The sequence below is a fragment of the Desulfocastanea catecholica genome (assembly GCF_054657295.1).
Genome location: NZ_BAAHYZ010000001.1, coordinates 235,707 through 250,470 on the forward strand (window position 1 = coordinate 235,707; position 14,764 = coordinate 250,470).

A 14,764-nucleotide genomic window follows, 5' to 3' on the forward strand; every position below is an offset into this window, starting at 1 on the left:
GTAGTTCTCCTTACCTTTTCTCTGAGACTGTTTTCTGCCAGACGGTCAGCTGGCTGATGGAATGCTGGAATTTCCGACCAGTCTCCCTGATGACGAATTCTATGTCACGCGGTTCGCCGATCAGCATAAAATGGTGCTGCAGATGATCCCGCAGTCCCTGCATTGTTGTGTAAGGCTCGCCATCCTTCCTGTAACCGCCGATCCAGTCTTCCCGGCGGGTAAATTCTTCCAGCCAGGTATACGGTGAGGCAAGGACCAGCAGTCCTCCTTCGTTGAGACGTTCATGGATGGTGGCCAAAAATTTTGCCGGCTTTGACAACCGGTCGAGCAGATTAGCGGCAAGAATCAGATCATATTCTTTAAATTGCGGCTTCAGATTCAGCGCATCGGCCTGGTAAAATTCGACCCGACCGGCGGTTTGGCTAAGATTGAGATCGGTGAGCCTCCTCTCGTGGTAGGAAACAATCTCGCCTTCTTCGGGGAGTTCGTAGCGCAACACCCCCTTTTCCTGCATCTGGTAGGCGTTCCGGATAAACCTCGCGGAAAAATCGAGTCCATGCACCAAGTGAAATTCCCTGGCCAGTTCAAAGGCGGCTCGTCCCACGGAGCAGCCGAGATCAAGGGCCCTGTTTTTCGTCTTGCCCTGCATATTTTCAAGACATATGGCCGCACAGGCGGCCGGGAAATTGGCCACAGCAAAAAAAGTCCGGCCATAGTGCGCCTCACAGTATTGTGACACGGCTGCATCGGTTTCATACATCGCATGGGGCACCGCCAGGGGTTGCTCCGCCTCGACATAGCGAAATCCCGCATGCTGAAAAAAATGGCGGCGAAAGGCGTAACGGGCATCTCGGGTGGCCTCGTTGCCGGTGGAAATCCACGAGCCGCCCTTGATCAGATTATGCTGCGTGTCAAAGGTCGGCGTTGAAAAATCATCATAGCAGGAATGCACCTCAAAACCGTCAAAACCGCTGATCGGCGTCTCCGTCCACTGCCAGACATTGCCGATGATATCATAGAATTCGCCGAACTGAAAATGGTCGACCGGACAGGATGACGCCCAGTATTCCAGGTTGATATTACCGGGAGCCCCTGGATCCTCCGGCCAGTAGGGCTGATCCGCTATGTCGTGCAGCTCGCGCAGACGATACCATTCATCCTCGGTCGGCAAACGGATGGCAGCTCCTTTTTTCTCCGCCAGCCAGTTGCAGAAGGCCTTCGCCTCGAGATAGTTGACTTCCACCGGCCAGTTCCAGGGCATATCGATCACGGCGGCAAGGGTTCTGAGCCGATACCCCTCCGCCCCCTTTATCCAGAACAACGGTTGCCGTGCCTTGCTGAAGCTGACCCACTGCCGTCCCTCTTCCGTCCAGTACTGCTCTTTTCTATAACCGTCATCTTCGACAAAGGCGAGAAATTCGCTATTTGACACCAGATACCTGGCGGCCTTGAAATCCCACACCTCGAACGCATGGCGGCCGAACTCATTGTCCCAGCCGTACAGGGGGTGATCCTTGCTCTTGCTGAGAACGACCTTTCCCCCCGGCACCATGAGCAGCCGGTTGTCCGGAGCCGTGCCGTGCAGCGGACAGATGTCCCAGTCGGCAAGGGGTCGAACCTCTTCAATCGGCAGTCGGCGGATAATTACCGAGGAGGTTTCAAGATGAATCCGCTGATGCTCAATGCCCATCATGATCACCCAGAAAGGACTGTCCCAGGTTATCGGCATCGACAGAGGCAGTTCCCTGATGACTCCGGTGACAAAATCCCGCACTTCCCTGCGGTAGGTCCGGACCTCGTCGACTGTCGGCCAGTCATAGTTCTGCTCGTTCAGATCATCCCAGGACATTTCGTCCACCCCGATAGCGAACATCGATTCAAAGGCGGGATTGATCCGCTGATCGATCAACCGGGCAATATTCAGCTTGTTGATATAAAAAGATGCGGTATGGCCAAAATAAAAAATCAGCGGATGCCGGAGTGGTTCGGCCCGCAGGGAGAAGGCCTTGTCCCGGGCCAGGTGGTCATACAGCTGTTCGTCCAGATCGAAGGTCTTGTGAAAGTAGTGCAGAATCTCCTGTCGCTTGTCTGCTTCGCTGCCTTTATTAAGAATGATAGTACGGCTTTTTTTCAGATCCATGGTCTCTTCCTCGTTGGCAAACCCGTGGGCCATAGTTACAATTGTTGGTAAACAAGATAACGCATACAGGGAATAATAATGACGCAGAAAATATTTTCCTGCTTTTTTCTCTGTGGGGAAAGAGGCGTCATTTGTTGCTGACCAGGTAGGCTGCCAATGATTCGGTTATTTATCGCCATAGACGTTCCCGAAGCTGTCCGCAGGGAAGTGGAAGGAATGGGCAGGTCGATCGCCAATACAAGTCCTGTTCCGGCGGATCAGCTACATCTCACCCTGAAATTTATCGGCGAGGTGGAAGGGAGCAGATTGCTTGATATCCGCGATGCCCTGACAGAAATTTTTCTCCCCAAATTCTCCATAGCACTGAAAGGCATCGGCACCTTTCCCCCCCGGGGGATTCCGCGCATCCTCTGGGTCGGCGTCGAAGCTGGAGAACACCTACTGCCGCTGCGCAACTCCATAGAAAGAACTCTTGCGGTCATCAATATTCCCCGAGATAAAAAAAAGTATATCCCCCATTTAACCATCGCCCGGCTGAGAAACTGCTCCATCCGCCATCTGCAGCAGTTTCTCGCCGGCAATGCCTTTTTCCAGACTGCGGAGTTTCCGGTGGAAAGCTTCCATCTCTACAGCAGCCGCCTGACGCAAAAAGGTGCGCAGCATACTCTTGAACGGTCTTATCCGCTGATCTAAAGACGATCGGCCACCTCGGTCCCTTGCGCAATAGCCCTTTTCGCATCCAGCTCGGCCGCCTTCAAAGCGCCGCCGATAAGATGATAGGCAACCCCCCGGGCATCGAGCTCGCCGGCCAATGCCAGCTCCGACAGCTGCCCGGCGCAGATGACCACATCAGCGACCTCGAGGAGCTGTTCCCGACCGCCATGGCGGATGAGCAATCCTCGATCATTGACCGCTAGATACTCGACGCCGTTCAGCATGTGCACGCCGTTCTTTTTCAATATCGACCGATGGATCCACCCGGTGGTTTTGCCGAGGCCCGCGCCCGGCTTGGTATTTTTTCGCTGGAGCAGGTAGATCTTTCTGGCCGGAATCGCCGGCTGGATCTCCCCCAGGCCGCCATCGCCTTTATAGTCCATGTCAACGCCCCATTCGGCCATAAATTTTTCAATGCTGTCCGGTCCGGACTGGTCATGGAGCAGGTAGGTGGCCATATCAAAACCAATACCCCCGGCGCCAATGACGGCCACCCGGCCGCCGATGTGTTTTTCCCCGCTGAGGACCTCGTTGTACAGATGGACATTGTCGCGATCCGCGCCTTCCAGCTGAATTTTCCGTGGCACCACGCCGGTGCTGAGGATAATTTCATCAAAACCCATCACGTCGGATGGTCTGGCTTTGCTGTGCAACCGGACATCGACACCGTGCAGCTCCAGTTGCCTGCGGTAATACCGCAGGGTCTCGGCAAATTCATCCTTGCCGGGAATCTGCCGGGCCAGGCGAAACTGGCCGCCGATTTCCCCGGTCGCCTCGAAAAGTGTCACCGCATGACCTCGCGCCGCCGCCGTTGTCGCGCAGGCAAGACCGGCCGGGCCGGCGCCGACCACAACCACGCGCTTTTTTTGCATTGCCTTGACAAAGGGTTTGATGGTCTCCCGGCAGGCCCGGGGATTGACCAGGCAGGTGGCGGTCTTGCGGGCAAAGATCTGGTCCAGACAGGCCTGGTTGCAGCCGATACAGGTGTTGATTTCGTCGACTCGGCCTTCTCTGGCCTTTTGCACCCACTCCGGATCGGCGAGAAACGGCCTGGCCATGCTGACCATATCGCCGCAGCCTGCGGCCAGGACCGCTTCGGCCACCTCGGGCATATTGATGCGGTTTGTCGTGACCAGAGGAATGGTCACCTCACCCATCAGCCGCCTGGTCACCCAGGCAAACCCGGCCCGCGGGACCATGGTGGCTATGGTCGGCACTCGCGCTTCATGCCAGCCGATACCGGTATTGATAATGGTCGCGCCTGCCCGTTCAATCTCTTTGGCGAGCCGGACAATCTCGTCCCAGGTCGAGCCGCCTTTGACCAGGTCGAGCATCGACAGCCGGAAGATGATGATAAAATCCTTGCCGACCGCCTGTCGCACCCCACGGATGATTTCCAGGGGAAAGCGGATGCGGTTGTCAAAGGAGCCGCCCCACTCATCTTCACGGCGATTGGTCTTTCTGGCAATAAACTGATTGATGAGATAGCCCTCCGAACCCATGATCTCCACCCCATCGTAGCCGGCCTCCCGGGCTAGACCACTACATTTGACGAAATCGCCGATCGTCGAGACAATACCACGGTTGCTTAACGCCCTTGGCTTGAACCTGTTAATCGGCGCCTTGATCGAGGTGGGTGCGACACAGAGCGGATGGTAGCCATAGCGTCCGGCATGGAGAATCTGCATGCATATCCGGCCGTCTGCCGCGTGCACCGCCTCGGTTATCATCGTATGGTCCCGCACCTGGGAACGACTGGCCAGCCGCAGCGAAAAAGGCGCCACCCAGCCGGATCTGTTCGGCGCGACGCCACCGGTGACCATCAGGCCGACGCCCCCGGCCGCCCGCGCCGCATAGTAGGCGGCCATGCGGCGAAAGCCGTCTTTTTCCTCTTCAAGGCCGGTATGCATCGACCCCATAAGGACACGATTTTTCAAGGTGACGAAACCGAGATCAAGGGGTTGCAGCAGATGCGGGAACATCGAATGTGCCACTAAAGGTAAATCTTTCATTGTCAAATGAGCCCTCTGTTCTATAGTAGTCAGTACATAATGTTTGTGTCGACTTTTACCAGCAGCCAATCGCTTTTTTCGCTTCTGTTGACATTCTCTTTTATTCTCTCAACCACTTAAGTCATCAAAGAAAAACCATGCATTATCAAGGAAATATTTTTCGACCACCGAGTGAAGCCTACTCGATTTTATTGCAGATTACCACCGGCTGTTCGCACAACAAATGCACCTTCTGCCACCTGTACAAAGGAAGCCGGTTCTCCATAAAAGACGACCGGACGATCATGGCCGACATCGATTTCGCCGCCGTCCACTGCCGCCGGCAGGATCGACTGTTCCTTTGTGACGGGGACGCCATGATCATCTCCCAGGAGCGACTGCTGACTATCCTGTCGGCCATCCGCACGAAACTGCCCTGGGTGACGAGAATCGGCACCTATGCCAACACCAAGAGCATCATGCGCAAGAGCCCCGAACAGCTGCGAGAGCTCCGCGAGCATGGACTGCAGATCGCCTATATGGGCCTCGAGTCCGGCGATGACGTCACCCTGCAGCAGATTAACAAGGGTGCCGATGCCGCGCGGATGATCGACATGGGCAAAAAGCTGCGCGCCTCGGGGATAAAACTGTCCGTCACCGTCATGCTCGGTATCGGCGGCAAGGAACGTTCGCATATCCATGCCCGGGAGACCGGCCGGGTCCTCACCGCCATCGATCCGGAGTATGTCGGCGCCTTGAGTCTTATCCTCACGCCCGGCACGCCGCTTTGCAACGCCGCGGAAAAAGGCGCGTTCCTGCTGCCTTCAACGACGGAGATGCTCGAGGAACTGGCCATCATGTTTACCCATACCGACCTGTCCGATGGCTACTTCCATGCCAATCATGCCTCGAACTACCTGCCGATAAAGGCCAGACTGCCGCACGACAAGGCGGCAACCCTGCAACGTATTGCCGGGGCCCTGGCGGGCAAGGTCAGCCTCAGGCCGGAAAATATGCGTGGGTTATAGCCTGGCCGGAAAAAACAAAAACCCCTTGCTGCCGGGCAGCAAGGGGTTTTTTACTCTTCCTTTACACTTCTACGCTAAAACCTGTAATTCATGCCGACGCTGATGAGAAGTGCCGAAGCGTTGGTGAATTCACCATCGATGTACCCTTTCTCATCCTGTGCCGTGCGGGATTCCTTGTAATCGTAGAGGGCCGCGATACCGACATCCATCTTGTCACTTACCTTATATTGGGCACCAACTGAATAGATCCAGGCATCGGAATCCGGCAGTTCAAAACCAATAGTTTCATCCTGAACCGGAGTTTCATCATAAGCAAAACCGCCCATAAGCGTCCAGGTATCGTTGACAGCCCAGGTTAAACCGATACGAAAGGCATTAGCATCGTCCCAGTCTTTGGCCACCGGAGTTTCGAATATATTTGCACCACCGACATTCGGAGAGAAATTAAAATCAAGGTCCTCATACTCCGACCAGAAGGTTCTGTCCCAGGTAAGCTCGACATTCAAATTTTCCAATACATCATAGGCAACGGACAGGGCAAAGACCGCCGGGACGGGAACAGAGACATCGGCATCAAAAGTTCCTGCAACAGCCCCACTGAAAAGACTAAGATCAGCATCGTCCTTAAAATCAAGATCAACATGGGAACGATAGGTTGCGGAGATGTTTAATTTTTCAATTGGCTTGACGGCAACAGCCACATTCCAGCCCCATTCCGTCGTATCGCCTTCCATGTCCCGCGAAAATCTAAATGCACCCATTCCGGGAATTGGTAAAATCCCATCACTTGTTACCGTGGCATCGGCATAGAGCATGCGTACACCGGCGGCAATAGAGACCATATCGTTAAAACTATAGGAGACGGTCGGGTTCGCCTCGATGACCGCAAGGGAGAATTCCTGGGCAAAAGTTTTCGGCCACGGATCCTTCCAGCGCTTGGACAAGCCGGCGGGTGCAGTCACGGACAGACCAAAGCGGGCACCACCGTAGGAGGGGGAAACGAGAAAACCGGTGGGGACAAAGAAATTTTCTTCTTCTGAACTCCCGTCAAGTGCAGCACTACGATTATCATCATAATCAATTTCAGAAAGAAAAATATAGGTGGCATCTACCTCCAGATGATAACGATCTTCCATCCAGGCCATATTGGCGGGGTTATAATAGGCGGTGTCAGCCCTGGTCGATGACGCGATATTGGCACCAGCCTTGGCCGTTGAATCAACCGACTGCTCCGGGATACGCCATCCGGAAGCCATTGCGGACCCCGCAACAAAGAGTGATGCCAGGGCCAATACAGAAATCTTTTTCTTCATACTTCTTCTCCCCTCGGTCTTGAAATTACGCAAATCTGCCAACCCACCGACAGACGCCTCATACCCTCCATTCCACAGAATCTTCTGGAATAGATCTCTCCCTTCAACCTACGACATTACATCTTACGTTCAAGTCAACCTTTACAGCGAAGTTTGCCATTGCCTACCTCCCTTCGCTTGTAATATATAATTACAATGAATGTCAATCATAAATCATACTGGTTCGGTTTGACGCAGTTTTTCAATCTCCCGCAGCATCTCCCCTTCCATCGCTACCGCCCGACCGCTTTTATCGGCTATGACAAAGGTGATAAGCGCATCGGCGGCAACAGCCAGCGATTCTTTGAGAAGAATTTTCTGTTGCAGAACAACACTTCTCTTGCCGATTTTTTTAACATCCGTGGTAACAAGCAGCGTTTCGCCAACCGGTACGGCCAGGCGATAGTTGACATTGATATTGACCACGAGATAGATGATCCCCTGGGCCGCCCATTTTTTCAGGTCAATTTTTGATTCCAGCTGGGCCCACCGGTCTTCCTCAAAAAACTCCAGATACCTGGCATTATTCACATGACCGTAAAAATCGGCGTGATAACCCCGTACTTTTATTTCCGTTAAATATTGCATCACTCTCACCACTCTGATTATCTCGGGTCAAAAACTTCTGCCTATTGGCTGAGGAACCGTAACGAAATAACTCGAACAATTTCTTATATTTCATCACGGCTCCTATGCCGTTCCGGGTTTACCGTCAACCATCCTTGCCGAAGCTGCGCAAAAAATCCTGCAGCGCACCTGGATTATTCGACTTAATGGTCCCGCTCATGAAATCCTTCATCCCCGGACGGTAATTTTCCTCCCAGATCTTCAGAAAAAATTCCGGGCTGGTCTTGCAGACACAATCGGCATTGTCAACAGTACGGCCATCACTGACCGTGCAGCTGTCCGCGCTGCATTGCACGGATTTTTTCAGGTCTCCGAGCGAAAAATAAAAACTCGTCGGTTTGGCAAAAACTCCGGCAACAAAAGATTCCGGAAGTCTGTTGAATATTGCCTGCAGCATAGCCTGCTCCTTTTGCCTATAAAGCCAGAATCTTTTCAGTAAGAGCCGGGACAAACTGCTTCAGATCAGCGACCACCAGCACGTCAGCCACATCACCGATAGGCGCATCCTTATCGGTATTGACGGCGACGATAAATTCCGACTTTTTCATCCCGGCAAGATGCTGGATAGCTCCGGAAATGCCGCAGGCAATATACAGTTTCGGGGCCACGGTCTGTCCGGTCGTGCCGACCTGACGATTATGCTCGACCCACTCGGAATCGACCACCGGTCGGCTGGCGCCGTATTCCCCGCCGAGCGCCTTGGCCAGAGCGGCGATCATCGCCACATTTTCCGGCTTGCCGATACCCCGCCCGGCACTGACGATGATCTTGGCCTTGCCTAAATCGACGCCACCCATCTCCGCCTGCTCATAACCGGTAAAACGGATCTTGCCGCCAGCCTCGACGCTTATTTTTTCAACAGTTGGCGTAGCGCTCGGTGCCTCGTCCAAACCAAAGGCTCCGGCCTGCAGGGTGACTACCGTCTTCTCCGTTTTCACCTTCACATCGCGGCGCAGTTTGGCATTGCAGACGGGGACGACCATGGTGCCGTCAACCACATCGACCACCTCGGAAATCTGCGCCGCCTTGAGGGCAAAGGCTATACGCGGTGCGAGATCCCAGCCGTAAGAGGAGTGGGAGAAGGCAACCATGTCCGGCTGCTCTTTGGCCACGACCTCGAGGATCAGCTGTTTATGCACATCCGGATTGTATTCACCGGCAGCGGCCGCATCGGCAAGGTAGAGTTTGCCGGCAAACTGCGGCAGGGAGCTGTCGCTGCCGACCAGAACCATCGCCGTCTCAGCCGCCATTTTCTCGGCAAAGGCTATCAATTCATAGCAACTTCCGAGCAGTTTTCCTTCCCTACTTTCAGCAATAAGCAATATTTTCATTATCGTCTCCTCTCCTAACCCAGAACAGCAGTTTTTTCTTTCAAGATCTTGATCAGTTGATCAGCCAACGCCGCGGCATCTCCCTCAAGAACCAGCCCGCCGCCTTTCTTTTCCGGAAAGTACATTTTGGCGGTTTCCTGCCGCGCTTCAACTTTTAAGAGCTCCTGCACCGGAAGGGAAAGCAGTTCTTTTTTCTTGGCCTTCATGATATTGGGCAGGGTTGGATAGCGCGGGGTATTGAGGCCCAGCTGACAGGTGATAACCGCCGGGGCAGCAACGCTGACACAGGCTTTGATACCTCCTTCGAGTTCGCGTTTAGCCTCAACGACACCATCCTTAAAGGCGAAACTGACCACGGTGGTAATTCCTGGTATGCCGAGCATTTCGGCGACTAAAATCCCCACCTGGGCGCTGCCCCGGTCCTGGGACTGCAGGCCGGTGAAGATCATGTCAAAATTTTTATCCTTGGCATACTCGGCGATGATGTCGGCAATCTGATAGGGTTCCTTGCCGCTGACCTCCTCATCGGCGATATGCACGCCGCGGTCACAGCCCATGGCCAGGGCCTTTTTCATGGTTTCCTTGACCTTCTCGGAACCGATGCACAGGACCGTCAGGTCGGCATCTTTTTCCTGTTCTTTCAGTTGAACCGCCTGCTCGACGGCGTATTCATCATATTCGTTCATTCGCCAGGCCAGATCATTTTTCGCGTACCAGGTACCCCCGGCATCGACCTTGAATTTAGATTCCATATCGGGAACCTGTTTTATGCAAACGAGAATTTTCATATCTTTCCTCCAGGTGAGTGACGTAGAACTTCTTTCTTGTTGTTTACCTTCATCAAACGATTCTTGCGGCAAGGATCTCGGCAATATCCCTTGGCTTCAGGGATTCTTCCACCTCGGCGCCTTTCACCCCATCCTCAAACATAGTCAGGCAAAACGGACAGTTGGACAGCAAAGTTGCCGCCCCGGTCTCGGCGGCCATTTTCACCCGCTTGATATTTATCCGTTCGCCGATTTTTTCTTCGGCGAGAATCCGACCGCCGCCGGCGCTGCAGCAGAAGGCCTCGGCCCGGTTTTTCTCCATCTCCACCAGCCTGCCGCCGGCCGCCTTGATAAGCGCTCTCGGGGCATCATAGATATTATTATGCCGTCCAAGATAACAGGAATCATGGTAGGTACAGGACAGCTCTCTGGCGTCTAGCCGCAGCTTGCCGTCGGCCAGAAGTTTTTCCAGAAATACGGTATAGGGTTCTACTTCGATTGCAAAATCCAGATCGCGATAATCTTTCGCCAGGGTATTGAAACAGTGCGGACAGGTGGTGACTATTTTTTTGATCCCATAGGCTTTCATTACTTCGATATTCTCTCCGGCCAGGGTCTGATACAGATACTCATTACCCATCTTGCGCATCGGCTCGCCGCAGCATTTTTCTTCCTTGCCGAGAATACCGACTTTCACCCCGGCAGCCTGACAGAGCTTGATAAAGCTTTTGGCGACAGAAATATTGCGTTTGTCAAAGGAGGCATAGCAGCCGACAAAATAGAGGATATCAACCTCCGCATCCTCGGCCAGCGGCTTGATGCCCAATTCCCCTGCCCAGTCCCCCCGTTCGGCATAGCCGATGCCGAGAGGATTACCGTTTACCTCGGTTGCTTCCATGGCGGTCATCACCTCTTCCCCAGGAAATTCTCCTTCCATCAGCACCATGGCCCGACGACAATCAATGATCTTTCGCACATGTTCAATTGCGGCAGGGCAGATCTCCTGGCAGGCAAAACAGGTGGTACACGACCAGAGGACATCCTTGCTGAAGGTGTCGATCAGGTTCGCTTCCGGATTGTTAAAGGCGACCTCACCCAGTTGATTGACGACCTTCATCGGCGAAAGCGGCTTGCCGGTATTAAAGGCCGGGCAGCGATCCTGACAGCGCATGCACAGGGTACAGGCATCGGCATCGAAGATATCCTTCCAGGTCGTTTCTTTCAGTTGGCTGGTCCCGAAGGTCTCGACCTCCTCATTTTCCATATCGATAGTGACGAGCTTGCCCTTGGGCCCGAGATCATCAAAAAGATAATTGGTGCTGGTGGTGAAAATATGTCTAAATTTGGTCAGGGGAATGAGGACAAAAAAGCCCATGACCAGCAGCAGATGGAACCACCAGATCACTTTATGCAGTGCCCGCAGCCCATCCTCGCCCATGCCGGAGATGCCATTTGCCACCAGCAACCCCATCGGCGACCAGAAAGACAGCGGTGTGCCAAGTTCGGTTACGGCTATTCGTGCACCCTCGATCAGAAAACCGGTGAGCAGAATGGCCAGAAGCAGCCCATGCATGATGGCATCATCATTTTTCGTCTCCAGTCCCTCCGGGGCAAAAAAATACCGTCGGACCAGCAGACCACCGAGCATCAAGATACAGACCAGACCGGCGACATCAAGAATGATCGAAAACAGCAGGTAAAATGTGCCTTTGAGAAATTTTACATCAAAGAACAGATCGGTAAAATCGGCCTGAATGACGATAAGGGTGGTACCGATAAACAGCAGGCCGAATCCCCAGAAGAAAAAACCATGCAGCAGGCCCGGCCAGCGGACCCTGGCCACCTTTTTCTGCAGCAGAACATTTTCCAGCATATGGCGAATCCGTTTGCCCAGCTGATCGGTCCGGTTCAGCGGCAGACCTTGTTTGTACACCTTGGCTCTCTGCAGAAATCCTCGCACCAGCAGGCCGATCGCGGCAAAGGCGAACAGGTACATGGGCACCAGAGTCCCTGCACCATGACCAACATTCCAGTAAATTTCACGGGTAAATTCCATAATCTTCTCCATCTCAGTTACTGCTTTTTTTCTTTTCACCGTGTCAGTGCGCTGCCGATAACCAGGCGCTGCACCTCACTGGTCCCTTCATAAATCTCGGTAATTTTCGCATCCCGCATCATCCTCTCTACAGGAAAATCCCGGGTATAGCCATAGCCACCGAGAATCTGCACGGCCTGGGTCGTCACCCGCATGGCCGTTTCGCTGGCCATCAGTTTGGCCATAGCCGACTGCTGCGAATAGGACAGCCCGTTACTGGCGCGGTAGGCGGCGTTGTAGACGAGGAACCTTGACGCCTCTATCTGGGTGGCCATATCGGCCAGCTGAAACTGCACGCCTTGAAAGCGACCGATCGGGGTGCCGAACTGCTGACGCTCCTTGGCATAGTTGACGGCAGCATCCAGGGCCCCCTGGGCAATCCCCAGGGCCTGGGAGGCTATGCCGATGCGGCCTCCATCGAGGGTCTTCATGGCGACCTTGAACCCCTCGCCTTCCAGGCCGAGCAGGTTGGCCGCGGGAATTCGGCAATCCTGAAAAATGAGTTCCATGGTCGGAGAGGAGCGGATGCCCATTTTCTGCTCTTTTTTGCCGAAGGAAAAGCCTGCCGTGCCTTTCTCGACGATAAAAGCACTGATGCCGTAATGTTTCTTGGCATCCTTGTCCGTCCTGGCAAAAACGATATAGACTTCCGCCTCGCCGGCATTGGTGATAAATATTTTCGTGCCGTTCAGAATCCAGGAATCACCATCTCTGACCGCCGTGGTTCTGGTCCCTCCGGCATCCGATCCGGCGGAAGGTTCGGTCAACCCAAAGGCACCCATTTTCCGGCCTTCGGCCAAAGGAACGAGGAACTGTTGTTTTTGTGTCTCGCTGCCAAAGAGATAGATTGGATTGGAACCAAGAGATAAGTGGGCGGAAAGGGTTACTCCGGTTGACGCACAGACCCTCGACAATTCTTCGACGGCGATGGCGTAACTGATATAGTCGGCACCCGCACCACCATATTCCTCTGGAAAAACAATGCCCGTCAGGCCAAGCTCGGCAAGTCGATCAAACATCAAGCGGCGATCAAACCGCTCTGCCTCATCCCGTTCGGCGGCGGAGGGAGCGACTTCCTTCTCGGCAAATTCACGGACCATGTCGCGCAGGAGACTCTGTTCTTCAGTGGGTTCAAAATTCATAGTATATCCTCCGGCAGGGGATCAAGGTCTTCATACTCTACATCCTGAATGTTTTGCATTCCCCTTTATAAATAATGCTTACGTTAAGGTCAAGTTTTTTCAGCCTCTTTTGCAAATCCTTCGCAAACCCGTAGAACACACCGTTGCAATCTACTTTTTTCATTTGACAGAGGAAGGACCGACATGATACTTTGCCAAAAACATATTACGTAAAGGTGAATGTTCTTCTTCTCCCAACAATACATTCGGTGAAGAAGAGCAGACCGCGCCTGGCCGCATTTTCCATGGAGCACCAGTCGCGTTCGCGGTTCTTAGACAAAGGATGACAACATGAACAAACCCGGGTCCAAACTGGTACAGATTGGCGAATTAGCCAAAAGCCTCGGCATTACCACACGGACGATCCGCTACTACGAAGAAATAGGTCTGATGGGTAAAAGTGAACGGCTCGGTGGCAGCACCCGTACCTACACCAATGACGACGTCCTCAGGCTGAAATTCATTCTGAAACTGAAAACAATGGGCATTTCCCTGAAAGAGATCGAACAACTCTCCAATATTTTTGATATTCACGAGAAAGACTTCAACAAGATCACGCCAAAACTCATCGAGATCCTCGACAACCACATTGCCAAAGTCGATGAAAAAATGGCCAACCTCTCCTCACTCCGCAAAGATATCGTCGAGTACCGCATACGCATGACCGAATTTCTCACCCACAACGACAAAGAACAATAAAAAAGGCGGTAAAGGAAGGCTGCTAGGCGTTTCTTCGATGTCTTGTTAAAAACCTATCCAGCTGATTGGCAAAATTCTGCCGGTCATTTTTATTTAACACTGGCGGCCCACCGGTATCTATTCCGCCGGCCCGCAGCGTCTCCATAAAATCTCTGACACTCAAACGTGCCCTGATATTCTCGGCCGAATACAGCTCGCCGCGTGGATTAAGCGCAGCGCCTCCCTTTTCGATGACATTCGCGGCGAGCGGAATATCTGCCGTGACAACCAGATCCCCGGCCACAAGTCGTTTGACGATCTCATTGTCGGCGACATCCAGACCGGCAAAGACCTGAACGAAGGTAACATAACGCGAAGACGGGATACGCACGGGCCGATTAGCCACCAGCGTCACCCCTACCCCGGTACGTTCCGCCGCTTTGAATAAAATGTCTTTAATGACCACCGGACAGGCATCGGCGTCCACCCAAATTTTCATTATTATCCTACTTTATGCTCTTTCCAGTACCCTCAAGGTTACCTTTTCGACAATATCCTTTACCTTCTTCTGGTATGCCTGCATATGCGGCGCCGCCATATGCGCCCGTAAAGCGTCCAGATCGTCCCACTTCTCAACTATTGTGACAACATCCGCGTTCAGTTCCTGTGCAGCCAAGCCGGTGGGGACGTCGACGGTCGGGGCGTATTCAATACAGCCCTTTTCTGCAAGAACCTGAGGAATATTGGCCTTAAAAATATCTATAAATTCCATCTTACGCCCTTCTTTAATATGTATCGAGGCAATGACGTATATCATCTGAGCTTTTCCTTTGGTATGTAAATTTTGATGGCGTCGTAAA

14 protein-coding genes are annotated in these 14,764 nt (G+C 53.2%); 3 read left to right on the plus strand and 11 right to left on the minus strand.

What is annotated here, in order from left to right; translation table 11 throughout:
• Positions 1-10: 10 nt before the first annotated feature.
• A complete protein-coding gene (gene ovoA, locus ACYQ8U_RS01075; protein ID WP_459943649.1) occupies positions 11-2,140 on the minus strand; it encodes a 5-histidylcysteine sulfoxide synthase in 2,130 nt (709 codons plus the stop codon).
• A gap of 156 nt (positions 2,141-2,296) precedes the next feature.
• On the opposite strand from ovoA, the gene thpR reads away from it, so the two are divergent.
• Entirely contained in the window at positions 2,297-2,833 is a 537-nt protein-coding gene (gene thpR / locus ACYQ8U_RS01080; RefSeq protein WP_459943650.1) for an RNA 2',3'-cyclic phosphodiesterase, read from the plus strand.
• Here the strand turns inward: thpR and ACYQ8U_RS01085 are convergent.
• Positions 2,830-4,866 carry a 2,4-dienoyl-CoA reductase FMN-binding domain-containing protein gene (locus ACYQ8U_RS01085; protein ID WP_459943651.1) on the minus strand — a complete coding sequence of 679 codons (2,037 nt, stop codon included), beginning with the start codon at positions 4,864-4,866 and terminating at the stop codon, positions 2,830-2,832. The genes thpR and ACYQ8U_RS01085 overlap by 4 nt on opposite strands.
• A 137-nt stretch (positions 4,867-5,003) precedes the next feature.
• Here ACYQ8U_RS01085 and ACYQ8U_RS01090 point away from each other — a divergent pair, with 137 nt between their 5' ends.
• On the plus strand, positions 5,004-5,873 hold the full coding sequence (locus ACYQ8U_RS01090) for a radical SAM protein (RefSeq protein ID WP_459943652.1): 870 nt from the start codon (positions 5,004-5,006) through the stop codon (positions 5,871-5,873).
• Positions 5,874-5,947: 74 nt separating this feature from the next.
• On the opposite strand, the gene ACYQ8U_RS01095 is transcribed toward ACYQ8U_RS01090, so the two are convergent.
• The 7 genes from ACYQ8U_RS01095 to ACYQ8U_RS01125 form a co-directional block, all read right to left on the minus strand.
• Positions 5,948-7,186 carry an OmpP1/FadL family transporter gene (locus ACYQ8U_RS01095; protein WP_459943653.1) on the minus strand — a complete coding sequence of 413 codons (1,239 nt, stop codon included), beginning with the start codon at positions 7,184-7,186 and terminating at the stop codon, positions 5,948-5,950.
• 213 nt (positions 7,187-7,399) lie between these two features.
• Positions 7,400-7,813, minus strand: coding sequence for an acyl-CoA thioesterase (locus ACYQ8U_RS01100; RefSeq protein ID WP_459943654.1), 414 nt, complete (start codon positions 7,811-7,813; stop codon positions 7,400-7,402).
• Positions 7,814-7,937: 124 nt separating this feature from the next.
• On the minus strand, positions 7,938-8,249 hold the full coding sequence (locus tag ACYQ8U_RS01105; RefSeq protein WP_459943655.1) for a hypothetical protein: 312 nt from the start codon (positions 8,247-8,249) through the stop codon (positions 7,938-7,940).
• A 16-nt stretch (positions 8,250-8,265) separates the two neighbouring features.
• Positions 8,266-9,183 carry an electron transfer flavoprotein subunit alpha/FixB family protein gene (locus ACYQ8U_RS01110; protein ID WP_459943656.1) on the minus strand — a complete coding sequence of 306 codons (918 nt, stop codon included), beginning with the start codon at positions 9,181-9,183 and terminating at the stop codon, positions 8,266-8,268.
• Between the two features lie 14 nt (positions 9,184-9,197).
• On the minus strand, positions 9,198-9,971 hold the full coding sequence (locus tag ACYQ8U_RS01115) for an electron transfer flavoprotein subunit beta/FixA family protein (RefSeq protein WP_459943657.1): 774 nt from the start codon (positions 9,969-9,971) through the stop codon (positions 9,198-9,200).
• A gap of 52 nt (positions 9,972-10,023) precedes the next feature.
• Complete coding sequence (locus tag ACYQ8U_RS01120) at positions 10,024-12,006, minus strand: heterodisulfide reductase-related iron-sulfur binding cluster (RefSeq protein ID WP_459943658.1); 1,983 nt, start codon at positions 12,004-12,006, stop codon at positions 10,024-10,026.
• A gap of 35 nt (positions 12,007-12,041) precedes the next feature.
• Positions 12,042-13,187 (minus strand): acyl-CoA dehydrogenase, encoded by a 1,146-nt coding sequence (locus ACYQ8U_RS01125; protein WP_459943659.1) that lies wholly within the window; start codon positions 13,185-13,187, stop codon positions 12,042-12,044.
• A gap of 330 nt (positions 13,188-13,517) precedes the next feature.
• On the opposite strand from ACYQ8U_RS01125, the gene ACYQ8U_RS01130 reads away from it, so the two are divergent.
• Positions 13,518-13,925, plus strand: a complete 408-nt coding sequence (locus ACYQ8U_RS01130) for a helix-turn-helix domain-containing protein (protein WP_459943660.1) — start codon at positions 13,518-13,520, stop codon at positions 13,923-13,925.
• 22 nt (positions 13,926-13,947) lie between these two features.
• Here the strand turns inward: ACYQ8U_RS01130 and ACYQ8U_RS01135 are convergent, their stop codons facing one another.
• Together ACYQ8U_RS01135 and ACYQ8U_RS01140 are read right to left on the minus strand one after the other, a co-directional pair.
• Positions 13,948-14,403: a YaiI/YqxD family protein gene (locus ACYQ8U_RS01135; RefSeq protein ID WP_459943661.1), complete on the minus strand. Its 456-nt coding sequence runs from the start codon at positions 14,401-14,403 to the stop codon at positions 13,948-13,950.
• 12 nt (positions 14,404-14,415) lie between these two features.
• Positions 14,416-14,721: a putative quinol monooxygenase gene (locus tag ACYQ8U_RS01140; protein ID WP_459943662.1), complete on the minus strand. Its 306-nt coding sequence runs from the start codon at positions 14,719-14,721 to the stop codon at positions 14,416-14,418.
• Positions 14,722-14,764: the final 43 nt, after the last annotated feature.

Excerpts from the sequence above, each read along its gene's own strand:
- ACYQ8U_RS01140 (WP_459943662.1), bottom strand. The coding sequence starts at position 14,721 with ATGATATACGTCATTGCCTCGATACATATTAAAGAAGGGCGTAAGATG.
- ACYQ8U_RS01090 (WP_459943652.1), top strand. The coding sequence starts at position 5,004 with ATGCATTATCAAGGAAATATTTTTCGACCACCGAGTGAAGCCTACTCG.
- ACYQ8U_RS01125 (WP_459943659.1), bottom strand. The coding sequence starts at position 13,187 with ATGAATTTTGAACCCACTGAAGAACAGAGTCTCCTGCGCGACATGGTC.
- ACYQ8U_RS01130 (WP_459943660.1), top strand. The coding sequence starts at position 13,518 with ATGAACAAACCCGGGTCCAAACTGGTACAGATTGGCGAATTAGCCAAA.
- thpR (WP_459943650.1), top strand. The coding sequence starts at position 2,297 with ATGATTCGGTTATTTATCGCCATAGACGTTCCCGAAGCTGTCCGCAGG.
- ovoA (WP_459943649.1), bottom strand. The coding sequence starts at position 2,140 with ATGGATCTGAAAAAAAGCCGTACTATCATTCTTAATAAAGGCAGCGAA.
- ACYQ8U_RS01105 (WP_459943655.1), bottom strand. The coding sequence starts at position 8,249 with ATGCTGCAGGCAATATTCAACAGACTTCCGGAATCTTTTGTTGCCGGA.
- ACYQ8U_RS01115 (WP_459943657.1), bottom strand. The coding sequence starts at position 9,971 with ATGAAAATTCTCGTTTGCATAAAACAGGTTCCCGATATGGAATCTAAA.
- ACYQ8U_RS01120 (WP_459943658.1), bottom strand. The coding sequence starts at position 12,006 with ATGGAATTTACCCGTGAAATTTACTGGAATGTTGGTCATGGTGCAGGG.
- ACYQ8U_RS01135 (WP_459943661.1), bottom strand. The coding sequence starts at position 14,403 with ATGAAAATTTGGGTGGACGCCGATGCCTGTCCGGTGGTCATTAAAGAC.
- ACYQ8U_RS01100 (WP_459943654.1), bottom strand. The coding sequence starts at position 7,813 with ATGCAATATTTAACGGAAATAAAAGTACGGGGTTATCACGCCGATTTT.
- ACYQ8U_RS01085 (WP_459943651.1), bottom strand. The coding sequence starts at position 4,866 with ATGAAAGATTTACCTTTAGTGGCACATTCGATGTTCCCGCATCTGCTG.
- ACYQ8U_RS01095 (WP_459943653.1), bottom strand. The coding sequence starts at position 7,186 with ATGAAGAAAAAGATTTCTGTATTGGCCCTGGCATCACTCTTTGTTGCG.
- ACYQ8U_RS01110 (WP_459943656.1), bottom strand. The coding sequence starts at position 9,183 with ATGAAAATATTGCTTATTGCTGAAAGTAGGGAAGGAAAACTGCTCGGA.